Source organism: Aliirhizobium sp. YIM B11859, from assembly GCF_057163345.1.
Genome location: NZ_JBXHAY010000006.1, coordinates 233,880 through 250,339, shown reverse-complemented (window position 1 = coordinate 250,339; position 16,460 = coordinate 233,880). Strand labels below are relative to the sequence as shown.

Here is a 16,460-nt window from a genome sequence, read left to right as displayed (position 1 = left end):
CGGTTTGCATTCGGAACTGCTCTAGTCCCGGCGGATGTCGGATATGAATGCGGCTGTCGTCTTTCGTGCCTCCGCCTGCAGCCAGTCGCGCACCTTCGCGACGGCGGGCTTGTTTCCCAGCGCTTCACTGGACAGGACGTGAAAGCTTTCTTCCAGCACGACATCGGTATCGAAGAGCCGTTGAAGGCGACCGCCGCGAATGTCGTTTTCAGCCAGCAAGGCGCTTGCCAGAACGACGCCCTGCCCGAAGACGGCAGCCTCTAGCATCAGCGACGTGTCGTTGAAATAGACGATATTGCGGGTTGGAAAAGCCCCCTGCCAATTGCTCGCCTTGAACCATGTCGTCCAGGGAATGCCCTGTTGCAGCTGGAGAAGCGGGACATTTGCAAGATCGGCGGGGCTTGCGACACGCTGTGCCAGTTCCAGATTGCAGACCGGAAAGATGATGTCTTCCAGCCGTTCGGATCGCATGCCAGGAAAATCGTCTATCCCCCAGCGGATCCCGATATCGACATCCTGCCGCTCGAAGTCGAGCGGATCCGTGGAGGCAAGCAGCGAAACCCGGATGTCCTTGTTGGTGTCGGAAAAATTCTTGAGCTTCGATACCAGCCAGCGCACAGCCAAGCTCGTCTGAGCATTCAGACAGACGACGACTGGAGTGGAGGGATCGCGCATGTTGTCGCACGCGGTTGCCAGCATGGCGAGCACTTCATGAACCGTCGCGGAAAGTTCTATCCCCTCTTTGGTCAGCTCAACCTTGCGGGTGAGACGCCGAAAAAGTCGGGTATCGAGAAACTCTTCGAGCTGCCGAATCTGCTGACTGACGGCGGAGGGCGTGACGCAAAGCTCATCGGCGGCGAGCTTGAACGTGCTATGACGGGCCGCCGCACTGAACGTGCGGAAAAGGCCAAGCGGAGGAAGGCGAGCTGCTGCACGCGAAATCGTCGCATGCGCTTTGTCCTCGAATTTCACGCCGCTTTCTTCAGGGTTGGATCGCTGAAACGACGACGCATTTCTATCGACCATCAGGCCTCCTCTAAAACATTCGGAGCCTCCAACACCTCCGATAGTTTTGGCATTACTTCAGACCCGAATCGTTCGAGAGACGCCAAAGTCTCGCTTCGCCCGATCCCGGCCGGCCCCATCAAGCAGCAAAGATGCGAAGGGCGCAACACAGAAATCTCCTCAAGCAGCTTTTCTGCGCAGTAGTCCGCAGGACCGATAACGGCGCTGCTGAGGAAGTCCTCCAGCGGCCGTTCGTCATTAAGCGGCATCAGCCGGACGAAAGGTCCGTTTCGAGGAACATCCTCATCCTGAAGGGTGATCCACGCACGCGCCAGGTTGCGAACACAGCGCGCCGCGTGCTCGGCATCGTTCTTGTCTTCGGTGATATAGATAAAGCGTTGAATGGCGAGCGGCATGCAATCGGGATCGCCGCCGCCATTGCGCCAGGACGCTGCGATCGATTGACGGGTCGACAGGGCGGAAGCGAGATCGCGATTGCCGAAACTGTAAAACGGCGTATGCCCGCCGCGCACGCATCTTGCGACCATGTCCGGATTTCGGCTGGTGATGAAGAATTCGGGCGGTTTGGGGCTAAAGGCGCGCAGCGGAATATGGGTTTCCGGGATCTGGTAGAACTCACCAGAATATTCGATCCGGCCTTCACGCATGCCCTGTTCGAGAATGTCCCAGATCTCCATGGTGCGCTGGACCTTGGTCGAGGCATCGATGCCGAAACGGCTGAATTCGTAGGGCTGGTAGCCGGTGCCAAGCCCGACGACCAGACGGCCGCTCGTCAGAAGATCTGCAAAAACGACCTCCTGAACGAGCCGAAGCGGATCATGAAACGGCGCCGCGATCACCGCGGTACCCAGCTTGATGCGCGTCGTCACCGGCGCGCAATGGGCGATCATCATCAACGAGGCAGGGCATATCGAATGGTTGGTGAAGTGATGTTCGGCAAACCATGCGGTATCGAAGCCGAAATCCTCAGCCATTCTGACCATGTCGACCGTCGTCCGCAACACCGATGCGGGCGACGTGTTTCTATCGTGCAGGCCCATGAGGCTGAACAGTCCAAGCGTCGTCATGGCGTCTCCCTTGCGTGGCTGATCGATGTCAGGCAGCGGCCTCCGACATGCTTTCGGCTGCAGTCACCGTTTCGATCGATGTCCGCAGCAGGCCAACGAGTTCACGGATTTCATCCGGCGTGATGATTAACGGCGGCACGAGCGCGATCCGGTCGCCGATCGCGCGGACGATCAGTCCGTTGCGGGTGCATTCGTCCTGAACGCGAACGCCAAACTTCAGGTCCGGATCGAAGAATGTCCGCGTTCTCTTGTCTTTCATCAGCTGGATGCCAGCAAAAAGACCGACGCTGCGCACGTCGGCGACCACGGCCAAATCGAGCAGCGATCCGAGCTCCTTTTCGAAAACCGGAACGACGGAACGGACATGGTCGATCGTCCTGTCCTTCTCGTAGATGTTCAGCGTTTCCAGCGCGACGGCGCATGCGACCGGGTGTGCCGCGAACGTGAAACCATGCGAGAACATACCGATCTTTTCGCTCTGGCTGACAAGGGCATCGTAGATGTGCTGGCGGAACATCAGTGCCGAGATCGGCTGGTAGGAGGCCGACAGCGCCTTGCCGCAGGAAATGAAGTCGGGCTGCAGCTTGTAGGTCTCGCAGCCCCACATATTGCCGGTGCGACCAAAGCCGCAGATCACCTCGTCGGCCACGAACAGGATCTCGTATTTGCGCAGGATTTTCTGGATCTTCTCGAAATACCCAGCCGGCGGCGTGATTGCGCCACCGCCGCCCTGAACCGGTTCGGCGAAGAAGGCACCGATGGTTTCCGGCCCCTCAGAAAGGATCATGGCTTCGAGATTGGCGGCCATGCGGTCGGAAAATTGCTCCTCCGTCTCGCCGTCCTCGTGGAAACGGTAATAGTCCGGGTTGTCGGCATGCAGGAAGCGTGGCAGGGGCAGATCGAAATCGGTATGCATCATCGCATTGCCGGAAAGGCTGGCCGTCGCGATCGTGCTGCCGTGATAACCGCGCAGACGACCGATGATCTTCTTCTTTTCCGGCTTGCCGATGGCATTGTGATAATACCAGACCAGCTTGATCGCGGTATCGTTGACTTCCGAACCCGAGTTGAAGAACAACACCTTCGCCATCTTGCCGTCTTCGGTACCCGACACGTTGGGCGCGATTGACAGCAATTTTTCAGCCAGATCGACGCTTGGAATGTGACCGCGGGCATTGAAGATGTGGTAGAAAGGCAATTCCTTCATTTGCTTGTAGGCCGCTTCCGCCAGACGCATCTCGCTGAAGCCGAGCGATGCGGACCACATGCCGGCCATCGCTTCCAGATAGCGCTTGCCGTCCTCGTCATAGACATAGACGCCATCGCCCTTGGTCATGATCGTTCCACCGTTCTCATCGAACGATTTCAGGTCGGTCATCTGGTGAACGACATAGGCCCGGTCACGGCCGCGCACGGAATTGTGGTGCATGGTTCTCTCCTATTGACGATGAATGGCAGGGCGCTGGCCCGCCGAAACGTTGGATTGGGCGTCGCCAGCCTCAGCCACCAGATCGAAGTCGAAATGGGCAACGGCTGCGAGCAGCTCGCGCGTATAGGGTTGTTGCGGATTGACGAAGATTTCCTCGGTCGGCGCGTTTTCGACGATCGCCCCGGCCCGCAGCACAATCGTCTGGTCGCACATCATCTTCACGACGTTGAGGTCATGGCTGACGAACAGGTAGCTGAGGCCGATCTCCCGCTTCAGCCGTTCCAGCAAGGTCAGGATGATCGCCTGGACCGAGACGTCGAGAGCCGCCGTCGGCTCGTCGAGGATCAGCAGCCGCGGTTCGACCGCAAGCGCCCGAGCAATCCCGACACGCGCCTTCTGTCCGCCGGACAGGTGATGCGGCAAGCGGTCGAGCAGGTCGCGCGGAAACTCCACCTGGTCGGCCAGTTGCTCGACCCGCTCGCGCAGCGCCCGTCGACGCAGCGGCGTCAGCCGCTTCAGCGGATCGGCGATCGATTGGAGCGCGGTGAAGCGCGGATTGAGGCTGTCGGTCGGGTCCTGAAAGACGATCTGGATTTCGCGCCGCAGCGGTGATTTGTAGAAGTCGCGCGCCTCGATGCCGCCGATATCCTGGCCGTCGAAGAGGATCTCACCCGATGTCTGGTCGATCAGCCGGCTCAACAGGCGCGAGGTGGTGCTCTTGCCCGAACCGGATTCCCCGACCAGACCCAGGCTTTGTCCCCTCTGCATCACGAAGGACACGTCGTTGACGACGGTCATTCCGTCATAGACCTTGGTGAGATTGCGCACGTCGAGGATCGGTGCGGTACCGGGCGGGATCCTGCCCTCCGGTTTTGCCGGCAGCGCCGCACGCCCGTCGATCGACGCAAGCTGCTCGATGCTGCCGCCGCTCAAAGGCGTCGCGGCGATCAGCTTGCGGGTATAATCATGGACCGGCTGCAGGAAAAGCTGCCGGGGTGCCGCCGTCTCGACAACCTCGCCGCGTTGCATGACGGCGATGCGGTCGCAATATTCCGCCGCAAGACCGAGATCGTGGGTAATCAGGATCAGCGACATGCCACGGCTTGCGGTCAGTTCCGCAAGCACGTCCATGACCGCTTTCTGCGTCGTCGCGTCGAGGCCGGTCGTCGGCTCGTCGGCGATCAGCAGCTGTGGTTCGCAGGCGATCGCGATCGCGATCATCGCCCGCTGGCACATGCCGCCGGACAATTCGTGCGGATAGGCATGGATGCGCCGTTCCGGTTCGCGGAAACGGACCGCATTCAGAAGATCGAGCGCCTGCGCCAAAGCCTGCTTGCGACCGACCTTCTTATGCGCACGGATCGCATCGACGATCTGGTCACCGATCCGACGGATCGGGTTGAGGGCCGCACGGGAATTCTGGAACACCATCGCCATCGACGTGCCGCGCACGCTGCGCAGCGTCGCCTCGCTGGCATGGGTGATATCCTTGCCCTGAAGCAGAATGCGGCCGTTTGCGACTTTTGCATTGTCGGGTAACAGCCCGATCGCCGCCATCACGCCGGTGGTCTTTCCAGACCCGCTCTCGCCGACGATGCCGAGCGTCTCGCCACGCCGGACGTCGAGACTGACTTTGCGCAGCGCGGCGACGGGGCCGTTTTTGGTGTCGAAGGATATGGACAGGTCGTGGAATGCAAGGATCGGCTCTTCCATCATTTGCCCCTCGGGTCGAAAATATCGCGAAGGCTGTCGCCAAGCAGGTTGAAGCAAAGCACGGCGAACATCAGGGTCAGGCCGGGAAACGCCACCAGCCACCACCGGCCGCTGGAAATGTAGCCGGCACCCTCCGCCACCATGATCCCCCATTCCGGGGTCGGCGGCTGGATGCCGAGCCCGATGAAGGACAGGCCGGCAGCATTGAGGATCGCCCAGCCGAGATTGAGCGATATCTGCACCATCATCACCGGAATGATGTTCGGCAGAAGAAAGAACAGGACGATGCGTGCATGGCTGTTGCCGGAAAGCCGGGCAGCCTCGACCCAGCCGGCGCCCCTTCGTGCATTCACCTCGGCGCGAGCAAGCCGGATATAGAACGGCAGATTGATGATCGCTGTCGCGTATATGATGTTGATATAACTGTTGCCGAGTGCGGCGATCAGCGCCATTGCCAGGATGAACAGCGGAAACGCCATCAGCACATCGACCAGCCGCCCGATGACCATGTCGATCTTGCCGCCGATATAACCGGTAAACGCCCCGACCACCGAGCCGATGGCGAAGGAAAGTGCCACCGAGGCGACCGCGATCATCAGGTCGAGCCGGCTGGCGACGATCAGGCGGGAAAAGATGTCCCGGCCGAGCTGGTCGGTACCGGCCCAATGCGCGGCACTTGGCGGCTGCAGCGACTGCGCAGCATCGGTGGCCAGCGGATCATAGGGCGCGAGGTAAGGCGCGAAGATGGCTGCCGCGGCGAGCAGCATGACGCCGGTTGCCGACAATACTGCCGCCGGCCTCATGGTTCGTATGCGCTTGTTCCATCCGCCACGGTGCGTTTCGCCCGCTGCTGCGCTCTGCGTCATAGGCTGACCCTCGGATCAAAAATTCGGTACAGGATGTCTATGGCAAGGTTCACGAACACGTAGATCGTCGCCATGAACAGCACGAAGCCCTGGACAGGAGCGAAATCGCCGGATGCGAGCGCATCGGCTGCATAAGAGGCAATGCCGGGCCAGGCGAAAACCTTCTCCACCAGCACGCTTGCGCCCAGCAATGTCGAGATCACCGCACCCGAGACCGTCAGCACCGGCAGCATCGCGTTCTTCAGCGCGTAGGTGACGATCACCGAGTGGTTGCTCAAGCCAAGCGAACGCGCCGTGCGGACGAAATCGCTGTTGAGCACGCCAAGCATCGACGCCCGCGTCACCCGCGCCAGAGGCGCAAGCACGAAGAGTGCGAGCGTCGCAGCTGGCAGGACGAGCTGCGACAGCGCAGCGACGAAGGTCTCCATGTCGCCGGCAATCAGCGTATCAAACAGTAGGAAACCCGTCACGGTCGGCGGCGGAAGCGCAAAGACATCCAGCCGTCCTGTCGGATCAGGCGCCCAGCCCAGCTCGAAATAGAAAATATAGACGAGCAGCAGGCCGGAGACGAAAGTCGGGATCGACACGCCGATCGTGCAGATGATGCGCACGAGATGATCGAAGGCAGACCCGACCCGCAGCGCTGCGATGACACCCAGCGGCAAGGCCAGGACCAGCGCCACCAGAAGCGCCAAGCCGACCAGTTCCAGCGAAGCCGGCAGGCGCTGCATGAGATCGGAGAGAACCGGCTGACCGGTTCCACTTGACGTGCCGAAATCGCCCTGTGCGACGTCCTTCAGATAGATCCACAATTGCTGCGGCAGGCTCTTGTCGAGGCCGAGATGCTGGCGGATTTCGCTCAGCTCCGCCTCGCCTGCGGAGGGCGAGGAGAGCAGCATGCTGGCAGGATCACCGGGCAGGACCCGCATCAGCAAGAAGGTGATAACCAATATGCCGAACAGGACAGGCAATGCCGAAAGCAGGCGCTTCGGCACGTCCCGGAAAAACAGGTGTGTCAGGTTCATCCGGTGAACTCCCCTCTGCAGACGGCGCTATTCGCGGGACAATTCCCGGAAGTCGGCGCTGCGGTGATACCAGAGAGTGAAGCCCTTGAGGCTTGGCGACATCGCAATATTCAGTGTCGGCGCCCAGAGCAGAACCATCGGCTCTTCCTCGGCCATGATGCCGATCAGACGCTTGGCCTCGGCATCGTATTTCGCCGCATCCGGCTCGTAGCGCAGAACCGGAAGGCTCTTGTCGACATCCGGATTGGCCCAGCTCGAAAAATTCCAGCGTGACGGACCGGACAGGAAGACGCGGAAGAAATATTCGGTCGACGGGAAATACGCGAGCGACTGCTGGAAGGTCAAAGGCTTGGTCTTCTGCGTCATCGCCTCGGCAAACTGCGGCGCCGGCATTTTCTCGATCTTCACCTTGACGCCGATCTTGGCCAGCGCCTCCTGGATCAGCGGAGCGGCAAGGTCGGCGAGTTCGGCGCGGTCGGCACCGTAGGAGAGTGTCGTCTCGAACCCGTTAGGGAAGCCCGCTTCGGTCAGCTTCCGCTTGGCAAGGTCGAGATCGAGCCTGTTCGGCATCGGTTGCGGGAATGCGGCATTGTCGGGCTGGTTGGTCCAGCTTGCATCATAGAGTTTTCCGCCTCGACCGTTGACGACGCCCTTGATCAGAGCGTCATAGGGCATAGCCGCCGCAAGCGCCTGACGGACGAGCACGTTGTCGAACGGCGCCATCTTGGTGTTGAATACGAGCGCCGTAAAGGCTGTCGGCATCGGCAGTGCCGCGACCTTCGCCTTACCGCCCTTTTCCAGCGATTCGAAATCGGCGGTCTGGACGGCAAGCGTCAGATCCGCATCGCCGCGTTCGATCAGGTTGCGACGCGTCGATGCATCGGGCACGGTCTGCAGGATGATCCGCTCCATGGCCGGCTTCTTGCCGCTGACCCAGTCTTCGTAACGCTTGAGGCTGACCTGCTGGCCGGGAACATAACGCTCCACGGTGTAGGCGCCGCCGCCGGCCGTGTTGGCCTGCAGCCAGGCATTCGCCCAGGGATCTTCCGGCGTCGCATGCTGCTTGGCAAGCGTGCTGTTGTAGATCGGCGCATAGATGGTGGCGAGGTTTGCCAATGCCAGACGGTCGGCGCGCGCCAGCGTCATGCGGAATGTCAGCGTGTCGATGACCTCGAATTTCGCGTCGGCGGTGATCGATCCGGTCTCCATCTGCGCCTTGGACAGGTTGCCGCCGGAGACCGCACGTTTGAGCGACCATTTGACGTCATCCGCAGACACGCTGGTGCCGTCATGGAACTTGGCGTTCTGGCGCAGGTGGAAGGTGAACACGAGACCGTCGGCAGAGACCTCGTAGCTTTCAGCAAGCTCGCCCTTGATCTTGTTGAAGTCGAAAACGCCGTAATCACCCTTCTGGATGCGGTCGAATACCAGCAAGCGGTCATAGGTGTTGACGCTGAGTGCCACCGATTCCTGCGTTGCCGTCAGCATCACCGGATCGAGCGTGTTCACCTGGTTCGGCGTGACGTAGCGGATGACGGAACGGCGGTCCTGTGCGGATGCGCCGTTGACACCGGTTGCCAGGACAGTGGCGGCAGCAGCCGTCCCTGCCAGGAATTGCCGTTTCGTGATTTCGAGCATGCGAGTTCCCCTTATTTTATGGTTTATTCTGCTGCAACTCTTGTCGTTCTCAATTCCCAGTCCACGCCGTAATCACGGGCCGCCGCCTCCGGCGTGACATATCCCCAGTCGATATCACGCCGGATCGAGACCGGATCGCGTTCCATCGGATTGCCATAACCACCGGAACCCGCAACCTTAAACACGATCTGGGATTCAGCCGGCGCGATGAATGCGCCCTTGCCCAGAAGCGGCCTGACGGTTCCATCCGCCAGTTCGAGGCTGAGCTCGGAAGCGGCACCATTGAGGCCGCCGGCCAATCCGTTCGGTGGCGTCATGGTGCGCTCTGCGCAGGTGGCGCAATGGGTATCGTTCTTCAGCACCCGCCAGACGCGTTTTGCGCCCAGCCCGCCGCGCCATTTGCCAGCACCGCCGGTATCGGGCAGCAGGCAGAATTCCTCGACCCGCAACGGAAAACTCATTTCCAGCATTTCGACCGGTGTATTCAGCATATTGCCGACCGGGTTCGAGACAGCGTTGATACCGTCCTTGGTCGGCCGGGCACCATGCCCACCGCGGGTGATCTCGTAGCTGACGAAGGTCTGGCCGTTGCGGTAATCGGTGCCGCCGAAGATCACCACGCCGCCGGTGGAATGCGAACCGGCGATCGTCTGCTGCGGCGTCATCGCGAACATTGCGGTGAACGTCATGTCGGCGATGCGGCTGAACATCTCGTGGTTGGCATAGGTGACCGCCGCAGGCTCCTGCGCATTGACGACGCAGCCGACCGGAGCGGTGACCAGAAACGGACGCCAGGCGCCGGAATTCGGCGGGATCTGGTTGCCGGGATCGAGAATGACCTTGAGCGCCGCATAAACGCCAGAACGGGTGACCGTCAGCGGCGCGTTCATCGGGCCGGCGACACGCGGATCGCTGCCGTCGAAATCGATCTCGACGCTGTCATCCTTCTTGGTGATCTTCATCTTGACGCGGAACTGTGCGTCCTCGGTGGCGCCGGCTTCGAGAATGCCGTCACCATCGATCGTATCGGTATGGATGGAGATGCCGTCCGGAATGCGCCGAAGGGCCGCACGCATCATCGTTTCGGAATAGTCGAGGATGCCGTCCATCACGGCGATCAGCTGCTCGATACCGTATTTTTCGGCAAGCCCCTGAAGGCGGGTAACGGCCCGGCGGTTTGATGCCACCTGCGCACGCAGATCGCCCAGTCTTTCCGACGGTGCCCGAACGTTTGCCATGATCAGGGCTTCGACGTTGAGATCCGGCTCACCGTTCACATAAATCCGGGTGGCGGGCATGCGCAGGCCCTCGCCGAAGATCTCGGTAACGGCGCCGTAGCTGCCGGGCGTGGCGCTGCCGACATCCGGCCAGTGAGCCCGCACGCAGCAATAGCCGAGATGGGTTCCCTTATAGAAGGCCGGCAGCACGACGTTGACGTCCGGCAGATGCGAGCCGCCCTGATAGGGATCGTTATGAATATAGACGTCGCCTTCGTCGGCGACCGGAAAGGTCTTCAGCACCGCCTTGACACTATCCGGCATGGAGCCGAGATGCACCGGAAGATCCGGTCCCTGCGCTACCATGTTTCCCTGTCGGTCGAAAATTCCGCAGGAATAGTCGCCAGCCAGCTTCAGTACCGGTGAATAGGCGGTCTTGGCCAGAACGATCTTCATTTCTTCGGCGGCGGACAGGAGAGCGTTTTTGACGATCTCGAACCGTGCGGCGTCAAGCCCGGCCGCAAGCGTTGGCTTATCAAGCATTTTTCTGCCCCAGTTCAGCGACGATAAATCCGTTGTGATCGACCGAAACATTCCATTCCGGCGGCACGACGAGCGTGGAATCGAGGGATTCAATGATGGCAGGTCCCATGACCGTCTCGCCGACGGCCAAGGAATTGCGCCACACGACTGCTGCCCGGATGAGACCCGTCGAGTGGAACCAGACGTCGCGCTCGCCGGTACGGACCGGTTCGGACTGGGTCGGCTGAACCAGCGTCAGCGATTTCAGCTTGCCGATCGCCGTCAACCGTACATTGACGAGCTGAAGCCCCTCGTTTTCGTTGAAGTGACCATAGGTCTGCAGATGTTTCTGGTTGAACGCCTGTGCGAGTGCATCAAGCGAGGCTTTCGTAATCGGTCCGCCGGCGAACGGGATCGTCAGCTCATAGGACTGCCGTTTGTAGCGGATATCGACCATGCGCTGCAGCGAGCGCCGTTCGGCCGGGATACTTGCGGCCTGCAGCATGGCTTCAGCTTCCGCCTCCATGGCGCCGTAGGACGCTTCCAGCTTGGCGATGTCGAGCGTATCGAGCAGCGAATAGAATGTGCGGGAGTAATCCCGTTTCAGGCTGGTCGCCGCCAGCCCGAGCGCCGAAAACGTGCCCGGCGCCGGCGGAATGACGACTTTCGGGATCGACAGTTCGGAGGCCAGCGACAGGGCGTGGATCGGTCCTGCACCGCCGAAGGCGATCATCGTGAATTCCTGCGGGTTGAGGCCGCGCTCGACCGACACGATGTTGAGTGCGGCACACATATTGGCCGTCACCACGTCGATAATGCCGGCTGCCGCATCGGTTACCGACATGCCGAGCGGCGTGGCGAGATGCTTGTCGATGGATGCCACCGCGCCGGCATGGTCGATCTTCAGCTCGCCGTCGAGCAGATAGTCCGGATTGAGATAACCGAGCACGACATTCGCATCGGTGACCGTCGGCAATGTGCCGCCGCGACCATAGGCGACCGGACCGGGAAGCGCACCGGCGCTATGGGGGCCGACTTTTAGGGCGCCGCCGGCATCGATCCAGGCGATGCTGCCACCCCCGGAGGACACTTCGGCGAGGTCAATCACTGGCACACGGATCGGATGACCGGTGCCATTGACCCATTTCTTGGCATTGGCGGCACCACCGACCTCATATTCGGCGGTGACGGCGATCTCGCCGTCGACGATGACGCTCGCTTTTGCAGTCGTGCCGCCCATGTCGAAGGAGATGACATTGTTGATACCCATCTGCTCGCCGACAAGAGCCGCGGCGATGACGCCGGCAGCCGGTCCCGATTCCACCGCCTGCGCCGGCATGCGCAAGCATTCCTCGATATCGACGACACCGCCGCTGCTGCCCATGACATGCAGCTCCGGCATGCCGATCTGGCCAACGGCTTCCTGCAGCCGTTCGAGATAGCTCTTCAACAGCGGTCCGACATAGGCGCAGACAGCCGTTGTGCTTGCCCGTTCAAACTCGCGTATTTCCGGCAGGACTTCACAGGACAGGAAGACCTGAACGTCGGGAAGCGCGGCGCGGAGGCGTTCGCCGAGGATCTTTTCATGGCTGTCGTTGAGAAAGGAAAACAACAGCGACACTGCGATCGTCTGGCAATCGAGTTTCTTCAGCTCTTCGATCAACCCGTCGATTTCATCGAGGGCGAGCGGCGTGACGATCTCGCCCTGCGCATCGACGCGTTCGGTGATCTCGAAACGGCGCGGTCTGTCGACCAGAACCGGCGGAGAATCCTGAAACATGTCGTACATGTCGATGCGGACGCTGCGGCGAAGCTCGAGAATATCGCGGAAACCGCGTGTCCCGATAAAGGCCGTGCGGGCCCCTTTGCCTTCCAGCAGCGCATTGGTGACGATTGTCGTCGCGTGAGACAGCAACGAGACGTCGTCCGACTTGATGCCGGCCCGGGTCAGGGCGGAGCTGAGGCCGTTCAGAACGCCTTCCGCAAAATCGAGCGGGGTTGTCGGCACCTTGGCGATGCCGATCTGCCCCGTATTTTCTTCCACCATAGCAACATCGGTGAACGTTCCACCGATGTCGACGCCGATACGCCAGCTCATAGCAACTCCGCTCTCGTCATAGTCCTGAATTGATCTGCAAGTTCGAAAAGGGGTCAGACCTGCGCCCTTGCGGCGATGTGATTTGCTGTCGACCGATGGCCGATATCCGAAAGCGGCCCGACCTCGCGCTCGACCAGCGGCACGACTTCACCGATGAAACGTTCCATTGTTTTCATCACCCGGCCGGCCGGCATCCCGCCGAACTGGAAGAAGCAATTGTAATGGATCGGGTCGACCTGCCTGATTTCCTCGACCATCCGCTCGGCAACCGCATGCGGATCGCCCATCACCAGATTCTGCTCGAACTGCTCGAGCGTCGGTTCGCTCGGCAGTGGCTTCGATGCGAGCGACGATCCGTTGAGATCGAGTGCCGATACCCGCAGCGAATTGAACATCCGGTAATAGGATTGGGCCCGCTCAGCCGTATCCAGCGCTTCGCTTTTGCTGTCGGTAATGTGGATATACTGCATCATCGCGACCGGCATGGCCTGCGCATCGAGGCCGGCCTTGGTCCAGGAGCCGAGAGCCTTGTCGCGTGCAGCCACCATGACCGGGGTCTGTCCCTTCAGTCCGCCGGCGATGAATGGTGTCACGTCGTAGGGCGCAAGCTCGGCCAGCAGTGCCGGATCCATCGACGTCAGATAAAGCGGCGGCATCGGCTTCTGCAGCGGCCGCATGGCGAAGGCCGTATCCGGCACCTGGATGTATTTGCCGGAGAATTTGACATGCCCCAGCTCCAGGGCATCGCGCAGCACGGTCCAATATTCCAGGAAGACCTCGTTCTTCCTGGCGGTCTCGACGCCGTAGCGCACGAATTCATATTCCTGGTAGCCGCTGCCAAGCCCGAGCACGGCTCGACCACCGGTCTGCTGATCCAGAAGCGCGATTTCCTGGGCAATGCGCAAAGGATTGTGCAAGGGAAGGACGATGACGCAAGGCCCGAGTTTTATTGTCTTGGTAATGCCCGACAGCTGGGAGGCCATCATCATCGGAGATACACTGAGCGAATAATTGGTGAAATGATGCTCGGCGAACCAGGCGATATCGAAACCAAGCTGGTCGGCCAGTTGTACGATCGCTTTTGTATCAGCGAGAACACCGGCGATCCCATCAGCATGGTCTCTGTTGGTCATCAAGTTGAAAATGCCGAACTTCATGCGTCCCGTCCTGCTGAGCTCAATTGACAATCATCATTCAGCGGCGGGGTGTGAACGACAAACGGTAAAATCTTCCGAACCGAACAGCCAAACTAACGATGGCATCCATGATTAAGTGATACTTATCTGTGCAGCTGATAATGCAGCCCATTTTTGAGGCGAAATCTGTTCACACCGTCTCTTTTTGACTCCAGTGCATTGATCGCACTTGCCACTTAAGTATCTACGTTTGTTGGCAAAATCAGGAGATGATGGCTTTTACACAATGGCGGAAAGACGCAATGCTATCGTCGCGGAAACCATGCGCGTATCACGGTTCGATGAAAGTCAAGACCGAATCCGGATAGGTTCGACGGAGATTGGTGATTGGCGTTTGAACCCGAACTCCGGCAGCGATGTGCTGCACGTAGCGGCTATGCGGCCGGAGCTTAACCTTATCGAACAAAAGTGTTTCGGACCCTGACAGATTTGTTGACGTAAATTATCCAGATCACAGACCCCTCGATGGCCGCCAACAGGGTTCTCAAATCGTCAGGCCCGACCACTTGATCAAGCGGGATAGCCAAGGAAGTCGAGACCAATCCCCAATCCAAGATGACGTAGCCTACCAGCGCGAGGCATTGCCACATGAAAAAGCGCGGGAAGGCCCGGGACTTGCGGTACATCAAGGTAAGCGTGGTAACTTGCAATAAGATTAGTGCCACAGAGAGTATGATTTCTCCACCGACCGCTACAGGCCCACCTGGAAACGCTGCAGCCGCTGGATACCCCTCGGCGCCCTTTACAAACGCGGCAAGTGTCCGGAGCGGCGCGATGGTCTGGATAAACGCCAGCAAAATCAGCCAGCCGCCAAAGCCCGAAATCTCTTGGCTGTCTACAGATTTGGAATACTCCTGACCTTCCGTATGAGCAGCCCAATAACCACTACCACCAAGAGCAAAACTGCCCAGTGCCATACTGAAAGCGAACCCATTTAGCCCTCCGAAACATACCTGACAGCCAACAGAGCCAGTCGGCGTACGAACTCGAGCGCGGCGTCTGACGAAATGGCAACGCTCAAAGCCGCAGCGATATCATGATAGGCGGCTCCTTCGTGTTTACGGGAAGGATAGATGCCAAACACCTGCGCGAAATCTTCGATATGGATCCGCTGGCCGCCAAGATTACGATCAAAGCGTTTGACGAGCAGGACTTTGCCGTCCGACAGGGTCTCGAACTCTTTTGGAATTCCTTCGAACTCCGATTGCTCGACAAATTCCCGTTCCGGCACCTCCATGCCGATCGCTTCTGCCAAAGCAAGATTGGCATAAAGCAGTCTCGAGATCGCGGGCCACGGATTTTAAATCCAGATCACCCCAGATAAAGCTCCCGTGGTCGCTTACACGCAGTGCGGCGTCGACCAGTCTTGAGTGTTGGATCGGTCACGCGTGTGGCCGATCCAAGAGCCTAGGCCTGTCGTGCTTTGCGACTGGCATAGCGCCGATCGCGCTCAGCCTTTCGCGCCGCTTCATCCTCGATCACCCGTGCGATGATGCTTTTTTCGCGTGTATCGCGTGCGTCAGCCTCGGCGGCTGCGGCTTCCAGCTTCTCGGCTTCCTCGGCCACCAGGCGCGCCGCCTCCGTAAGTTTTACCCGTTCGCGCTCAAGGCGACGCTCTTCCCTGGCAGCAACGACGGCCATACGTTCCGCCCGCCTTGCCACATTGGTTGGCTCGGATCTGGTCTTTGCACTGCGATAGGCATTCAGGAGAGCAGCCTTTGCCCCGGCTGCTGCGGCGCGGCGATCGGTGAGTTCATCGTTTCTAGCGTTCTTCAAATGTTTGTCCTTGGGTGGATTGGGGAAAAAATCAGCCGGTTTTCGCGCGCTTGGCGAGAAGTGAGGCAGTTGCTGTCGTGCGGTCGTGCACTTCTTTTGCCAGCCGTGCTTCGCGAAGCCGCAGTGTCTTTTCCTCGCGGGCACGAACGAGAGAGTCGAGCTCTTCGACAGCGCTGTTGCGCGCGAAGAACTGTGTTTGAGCATCGCCGAAGGCGATCTCGGCCTGCTGGCGAGATTTGCTGTGTATCTGTGACATGGGGTTCCAGTTCAGGCCGCCAGAATGTAGCGGCAACAAAAAAGGCCAGGCAGACTGCCTGACCTTGTTGGGTATCATGCTCTCGACAGTGCCAGTACATCCGTGGTCAACGAAAAGCAGATACCCGGTTGGTTCAGGCAGCCTGCAAATTGCAAGCCGACATCTTGCCCGACTTTACGTCGCGCTCGAGTTCGTAACCAAGCTTCTGGCCTTCGACGATTTCGCGCATTCCAGCACGTTCGACCGCCGATATGTGGACGAACGCATCAGCGCCGCCATTATCAGGCGCGATGAAGCCAAAACCCTTGGTGGAGTTAAACCATTTTACTGTGCCTGTGGTCATGATGATGAACCCTTTCAAAGCATGTTTGATCGACCGCGCAACAGGTGCCACGCAGATGGAAATAGCGATGTTTTTGAAAGGAAGGTTCGTTCAAAGCACGGTACTAATCGCGCGGTAACCAAAGCTCAGCAAGCAAAATATCGATAAACCACAAATAGAGGCGAGTGGCACGAAAGTCAACCTTTGGTTCAGAAGGCCTATTGGGGCCCTACTCTATTGCGCCATATCAAGCCTTTGAAAAAGCTCAGATCGACGACATCAACGCCCAGATCCTCAAGCTTCGCGCCG

14 protein-coding genes and 1 pseudogene are annotated in these 16,460 nt (G+C 59.6%); all 15 read right to left on the bottom strand.

Features of this window, described 5'->3' with window-relative positions:
• Positions 1 to 21: 21 nt before the first annotated feature.
• On the bottom strand, positions 22 to 1,026 hold the full coding sequence (locus AC2GXZ_RS22620; RefSeq protein WP_483761467.1) for a LysR substrate-binding domain-containing protein: 1,005 nt from the start codon (positions 1,024 to 1,026) through the stop codon (positions 22 to 24).
• Entirely contained in the window at positions 1,026 to 2,093 is a 1,068-nt protein-coding gene (locus tag AC2GXZ_RS22615) for an LLM class flavin-dependent oxidoreductase (protein WP_483761466.1), read from the bottom strand. Before AC2GXZ_RS22615 ends, AC2GXZ_RS22620 begins: the two co-directional genes overlap by 1 nt.
• A gap of 28 nt (positions 2,094 to 2,121) precedes the next feature.
• Positions 2,122 to 3,522 (bottom strand): aminotransferase, encoded by a 1,401-nt coding sequence (locus AC2GXZ_RS22610; RefSeq protein WP_483761465.1) that lies wholly within the window; start codon positions 3,520 to 3,522, stop codon positions 2,122 to 2,124.
• 9 nt (positions 3,523 to 3,531) lie between these two features.
• Complete coding sequence (gene nikE, locus AC2GXZ_RS22605; protein WP_483761464.1) at positions 3,532 to 5,238, bottom strand: nickel ABC transporter ATP-binding protein NikE; 1,707 nt, start codon at positions 5,236 to 5,238, stop codon at positions 3,532 to 3,534.
• Positions 5,235 to 6,038 carry an ABC transporter permease gene (locus AC2GXZ_RS22600; RefSeq protein ID WP_483761624.1) on the bottom strand — a complete coding sequence of 268 codons (804 nt, stop codon included), beginning with the start codon at positions 6,036 to 6,038 and terminating at the stop codon, positions 5,235 to 5,237. The genes nikE and AC2GXZ_RS22600 overlap by 4 nt, the downstream gene beginning before the upstream one ends.
• Positions 6,039 to 6,097: 59 nt before the next feature.
• Positions 6,098 to 7,126 (bottom strand): ABC transporter permease, encoded by a 1,029-nt coding sequence (locus tag AC2GXZ_RS22595; RefSeq protein ID WP_483761463.1) that lies wholly within the window; start codon positions 7,124 to 7,126, stop codon positions 6,098 to 6,100.
• A gap of 27 nt (positions 7,127 to 7,153) precedes the next feature.
• On the bottom strand, positions 7,154 to 8,764 hold the full coding sequence (locus tag AC2GXZ_RS22590; RefSeq protein WP_483761462.1) for an ABC transporter substrate-binding protein: 1,611 nt from the start codon (positions 8,762 to 8,764) through the stop codon (positions 7,154 to 7,156).
• Positions 8,765 to 8,787: 23 nt separating this feature from the next.
• Positions 8,788 to 10,524, bottom strand: a complete 1,737-nt coding sequence (locus AC2GXZ_RS22585; protein WP_483761461.1) for a hydantoinase B/oxoprolinase family protein — start codon at positions 10,522 to 10,524, stop codon at positions 8,788 to 8,790.
• Positions 10,517 to 12,601 (bottom strand): hydantoinase/oxoprolinase family protein, encoded by a 2,085-nt coding sequence (locus AC2GXZ_RS22580; RefSeq protein WP_483761460.1) that lies wholly within the window; start codon positions 12,599 to 12,601, stop codon positions 10,517 to 10,519. The genes AC2GXZ_RS22585 and AC2GXZ_RS22580 overlap by 8 nt, the downstream gene beginning before the upstream one ends.
• A 53-nt stretch (positions 12,602 to 12,654) precedes the next feature.
• Entirely contained in the window at positions 12,655 to 13,758 is a 1,104-nt protein-coding gene (locus AC2GXZ_RS22575; protein ID WP_483761459.1) for an LLM class flavin-dependent oxidoreductase, read from the bottom strand.
• Positions 13,759 to 14,192: 434 nt separating this feature from the next.
• Positions 14,193 to 14,714, bottom strand: a complete 522-nt coding sequence (locus AC2GXZ_RS22570; RefSeq protein WP_483761458.1) for a DUF2569 family protein — start codon at positions 14,712 to 14,714, stop codon at positions 14,193 to 14,195.
• 38 nt (positions 14,715 to 14,752) lie between these two features.
• Positions 14,753 to 15,073, bottom strand: a pseudogene (locus AC2GXZ_RS22565) (HipA domain-containing protein); the annotation flags it as partial.
• 131 nt (positions 15,074 to 15,204) lie between these two features.
• Positions 15,205 to 15,573, bottom strand: coding sequence for a DUF6481 family protein (locus AC2GXZ_RS22560; RefSeq protein WP_483761457.1), 369 nt, complete (start codon positions 15,571 to 15,573; stop codon positions 15,205 to 15,207).
• 31 nt (positions 15,574 to 15,604) lie between these two features.
• Positions 15,605 to 15,829: a hypothetical protein gene (locus AC2GXZ_RS22555; protein WP_483761623.1), complete on the bottom strand. Its 225-nt coding sequence runs from the start codon at positions 15,827 to 15,829 to the stop codon at positions 15,605 to 15,607.
• A 133-nt stretch (positions 15,830 to 15,962) separates the two neighbouring features.
• A complete protein-coding gene (locus AC2GXZ_RS22550) occupies positions 15,963 to 16,172 on the bottom strand; it encodes a cold-shock protein (RefSeq protein WP_483761456.1) in 210 nt (69 codons plus the stop codon).
• Positions 16,173 to 16,460: the final 288 nt, after the last annotated feature.

What these genes read in the sequence shown, in the direction of transcription:
- AC2GXZ_RS22620 (WP_483761467.1), bottom strand. Translation starts at nt 1,026, where the DNA reads ATGGTCGATAGAAATGCGTCGTCGTTTCAGCGATCCAACCCTGAAGAA.
- AC2GXZ_RS22615 (WP_483761466.1), bottom strand. Translation starts at nt 2,093, where the DNA reads ATGACGACGCTTGGACTGTTCAGCCTCATGGGCCTGCACGATAGAAAC.
- AC2GXZ_RS22610 (WP_483761465.1), bottom strand. Translation starts at nt 3,522, where the DNA reads ATGCACCACAATTCCGTGCGCGGCCGTGACCGGGCCTATGTCGTTCAC.
- nikE (WP_483761464.1), bottom strand. Translation starts at nt 5,238, where the DNA reads ATGATGGAAGAGCCGATCCTTGCATTCCACGACCTGTCCATATCCTTC.
- AC2GXZ_RS22600 (WP_483761624.1), bottom strand. Translation starts at nt 6,038, where the DNA reads ATGAGGCCGGCGGCAGTATTGTCGGCAACCGGCGTCATGCTGCTCGCC.
- AC2GXZ_RS22595 (WP_483761463.1), bottom strand. Translation starts at nt 7,126, where the DNA reads ATGAACCTGACACACCTGTTTTTCCGGGACGTGCCGAAGCGCCTGCTT.
- AC2GXZ_RS22590 (WP_483761462.1), bottom strand. Translation starts at nt 8,764, where the DNA reads ATGCTCGAAATCACGAAACGGCAATTCCTGGCAGGGACGGCTGCTGCC.
- AC2GXZ_RS22585 (WP_483761461.1), bottom strand. Translation starts at nt 10,524, where the DNA reads ATGCTTGATAAGCCAACGCTTGCGGCCGGGCTTGACGCCGCACGGTTC.
- AC2GXZ_RS22580 (WP_483761460.1), bottom strand. Translation starts at nt 12,601, where the DNA reads ATGAGCTGGCGTATCGGCGTCGACATCGGTGGAACGTTCACCGATGTT.
- AC2GXZ_RS22575 (WP_483761459.1), bottom strand. Translation starts at nt 13,758, where the DNA reads ATGAAGTTCGGCATTTTCAACTTGATGACCAACAGAGACCATGCTGAT.
- AC2GXZ_RS22570 (WP_483761458.1), bottom strand. Translation starts at nt 14,714, where the DNA reads ATGGCACTGGGCAGTTTTGCTCTTGGTGGTAGTGGTTATTGGGCTGCT.
- AC2GXZ_RS22555 (WP_483761623.1), bottom strand. Translation starts at nt 15,829, where the DNA reads ATGTCACAGATACACAGCAAATCTCGCCAGCAGGCCGAGATCGCCTTC.
- AC2GXZ_RS22550 (WP_483761456.1), bottom strand. Translation starts at nt 16,172, where the DNA reads ATGACCACAGGCACAGTAAAATGGTTTAACTCCACCAAGGGTTTTGGC.